This window comes from Zwartia hollandica, assembly GCF_019923725.1.
Taxonomy (GTDB): domain Bacteria; phylum Pseudomonadota; class Gammaproteobacteria; order Burkholderiales; family Burkholderiaceae_B; genus Zwartia; species Zwartia hollandica.
This window is the reverse complement of the sequence record NZ_JAHXRI010000011.1, coordinates 1-3,793: the sequence shown is the minus strand read 5'-3', so window position 1 is coordinate 3,793 and position 3,793 is coordinate 1. Positions and strand designations below refer to the sequence as shown.

Annotated in this window: 2 protein-coding genes; both read right to left on the bottom strand. The window is 53.0% G+C overall.

Features of this window, described 5'->3' with window-relative positions; genetic code table 11:
• Positions 1–1,237: autotransporter-associated beta strand repeat-containing protein (locus KZZ10_RS14350; RefSeq protein ID WP_375372581.1), on the bottom strand; the 1,237-nt coding region annotated here is incomplete at its 3' end.
• Between the two features lie 681 nt (positions 1,238–1,918).
• Positions 1,919–3,793, bottom strand: a 1,875-nt coding sequence (locus tag KZZ10_RS14345; RefSeq protein WP_259662229.1) for an autotransporter family protein, incomplete at its 5' end; no start/stop codon positions are given.

The window sequence follows — 3,793 nt, the reverse complement described above, 5'->3', positions numbered from 1 at the left end:
TGCCGGTCGGTGACGGTCCAGCCACCACCAAGGTGCCGCCAGCTACTGTCGTGCCGCCACTGTAGGTGTTGGCGCCGCTCATGATCGTGCTGCCAGTGCCGATAAAGGTTAAGCCACCCGCGCCCGAGAACACGCCAGATAACGTAGCAGAACCTGAGGTTGGCTGCTGAATCGTGCCGCCTACGCTGGTGATGACAATTGATACGCTTGAGCTATCACCTTTATTTAGCACCAAGGTGCCGCCTGCAAGAACGGGGTTCGAACCTAAGGCACTTAGCCCGACTGAGGTGCCCCTGGCGATGTTTGAAATCGTAGTGCCACCGCCGCCGCTGTCTCCACTCGTGCAAATACTGCAGGCCGTTATGGTTAAGTCCCAAGTCCCAGTACCACCTTGTTGGGTGAACGAGTAGGTATAGCCATTTGAAAAGGTCAGACCGCTTGAAATATAGGTGGAAAGATCACTGCCGAAACCCTGCAGCACGCCGGCTAGGGTCTGACCGACAATTGAACTGCTTGTAGTTGAGAGATCTGAAATGCCGAAGACCATCGTGCTGATTGGACTAGTAATTGACGTAATCGACAATTGCCCATAGGTAGACGGGCTGGCAATAATGATGTTGTAGTTTCTGGGCAAAACACCCGCGTAGGTTAAGGCACCACTAGCGTTACCGGCACCTTGCTTGTTGTTTAGCGTAGTGATGTTACTAGTGGGACTACTGAAGATGCCATAGGCGTCGGCGCCAGTCGCCGAAATCGTGCCGGTATTGCTTAAAGATGAGATCGCGCCATTATTAGCAATGCCATGGGACCCAGCACCAATCGTCGAAATCGTACCGCTGTTTATCAGCGTTGTGATGGTGTTCGTGTTACTGAAGTGATAGATACCATAGGAAAACTGACTGGAAGTTGAAATCGTGCCACCATTCGTGAGCGCCGTCATGTTGCTCCCGGTAAGGATGGCGTCGGCAAAAAAACCTGAAGTCGAAATCGTGCCGCTATTCGTGAGCGTTGTGATGGCGCCAAAACTGTTATCGATCGCCATGGCGTGATCACCTGAAGTCGAAATCGTACCGTTATTCGTAAGTGTCGTGATGGTGCCAAGATAGTTTTGGATACCGTTGGCATCGCTACCGGAAGTCGAAATCGTACCGTTATTCGTTAAAGTCGTGATGGTGCCGGTGTTTGCGACACCATTTATATTGTCACCAGAAGTAGAAATCGAGATGCCATTATTCACTGTGAGACTACATAGCTGTAGGAAGTTTTTTTCACTCGCAGTTACAGATTCACTGATGACCCTGTCACAATTAGTAGCCCAAACAGCACCGTTGGCGAAGAAAAAACTAACCCCAAAAGTTACGGCTGACATAAACGCTCTAAACCTAGACACCCGTGCTCGGGCCTCCCTAACTTTCAAAAAGTTTTGCTGTAGTGACGATACGACCGCGGCGGGGCAGAGGCGGTGCCTCACAGGCGACAAGTGATCAGCGGTTGGAGAAACACATGCACCGCTTAACAGCTGGCAAAGTTGTGTTTGCTTGCGCAGCCAGCGCCGGGCGATCAGCCTCAATTGAGTGAGAGTCGCAATATTCAGAGAGAAAATCATCTGTGACCGAACCTGACGTTGGTATTTGCACACTAGCGATTCCAGTTGGTCGCAAAGCGTACAAAGCGGTGATCAAACTAACGGCTCGAAGGGGTTAAAGTGCAACCAGAACGAGGGCAGATGTATAAAAATAATTGAGTAATATTTATTGACGCAAAAGTACACCAATTAGCTTAATCACAAATATATCTTTGGCTACAATCAAGTGCAACTTTCTTTTAAGCGCGTGGGCATAAAATCGTCTGAGGTGCTGCAATCCCAGATTTTTGCTTTTGATATGCGAGAGGGATACTAACTTTAGGCACCACCCCCCTAAAACGCCACCCTCAATCCCACACTCCCGCCATACAACGTCTGCCCTGTCCTAGCCTCGACCGAGACGCCTGCGTAAGCGTAGGCACTATCAGCCACTTTTACCGTGCCGTACAAACCAGCTTGCACAAACGTGGAGCCTGCTGTGGGTGTGGTGACGCTGCTTGAGTAGCCACCGAGGGTGGTATTGAGTGTTGGGTTGAGTAAGCCCTGCGAGTCAGCACCGATCGCGAGGTTCGCGCGGTAGGTGTATTCATCTTTGAGTGGGTCTTTGTTCAGTGACCCGGCGCCCACACCGATCACTCCACGCACACCATTGGCGTTCATCCGTGCGACGGTAAGGGCTGCAGCACTTGCGCCTTCATCGTAAGCGGCTTGGCCCACGTACTGGTAAGTGAGTCGTACATACGGCGTGATGCGCACACCGCTCGTCTCAAACGGCCGGCTCAAGCCTGCACTGACCAGCACATCGTTACCCATCACAGACTTGTTACTAAAGCCACTGCTGATACCGGTAACGTCGCTGCGCGAGAGGTTGGTGGAACTTAGGCCAAGGCTGACCATACCGTCGAGTACATAATCTTCTGCCACAGGCATCTTTCCGTAGAGGAACAAGGCACCCTGCTGGATAGTGCTGTTGCCACCCGTGGCATTAACTGTGGTGTTTGAGAGCGCTAAGCCAGCACCAAGTTTGAGCCCAAGCGCAGCGTTCGTGTACGCATCCACACCAAACACAGCTTGGTATAGGTTGTTATTGAATCCATTACCACCGCTATTACCCGAACGCTCACCGCGCTGGTAGGCGATCTCACCCCAGGCACGACCGTCTGCCACGGCTGCGTTAGTGAGGTTTGCAGCGTTGGGGTTTACCAATGGATTTGAACTCATGCTGGCAGTAGGCAACCCCGAAGGGTTGTTACCTGTGATGGCGCCTGACGATAAGGGGGTTGCTGCAGATCCTCTGTTCAGTTGATTCGGTGCCATCGGGAAGTCGCCTAAGCGTGCCAACACCGCTTGCTGCACGCGTTGCGTGGCCTGTGGCAAGGTCGCAGCGGATGCCGCATGGATCTCACCCGAGAGGGACTGTGCAAAGCCTGGAAGGCTTGCTGCGGTTTGACCGGCGACTGCATAGAGCAACGAGTCTTGTGCGGCCGTAGCGGTACCTGTTTTATTAACGCCTAAGAGCTGATCTAAGACGTTTGCAACTTCCTTGGCGTTCGTGGTGCTAGACGACAATGTCGTGCTGTAGGAAGTTGGTGTCACAGCCAGATCAAGGCTGTTGCTGCTGTTGACGTTATAGAACGCGATGAACTGTGTGCCACTAGCGAGCTCAGCTGGCTGAGTGAGTGTGCTGAAGCGACCCGAGATGCCACCCGTCGCCGTCACCATACGGAAGCGATCGCCAAGTGCTGGGACGTAGATCGCACTGCCGTAGCCTGACTCGCTTGCGCTAAACAGATTGGATAAGCGCGGCGTAAGCGTCGCGCCTGAATTAATCACCAGTTGACTACCCACAGTTACAAAGGAGTAATAGCCTGAAGCACCTACAGGAGTTGAGCTGCTTGCTTGAGTCGTACCAGCGATGTCTTGCCGGTAGGTTGAGCCAGAGTTCATCGTCAAGTTTTTAGTGAAAGACAATTGGCCAGGGGAATTGCCCGGCTTAAGCACACCACTCACAATGGTATTGCCCGCAATCGTGCCTGTACCCATCAACGTGCCAGCAGGTGCCACGAACACATCACCCGTGCCGGTCGGTGACGGTCCAGCCACCACCAAGGTGCCGCCAGCTACTGTCGTGCCGCCACTGTAGGTGTTGGCGCCGCTCATGATCGTGCTGCCAGTGCCGATAAAGGTTAAGCCACCCGCGCCCGAGAA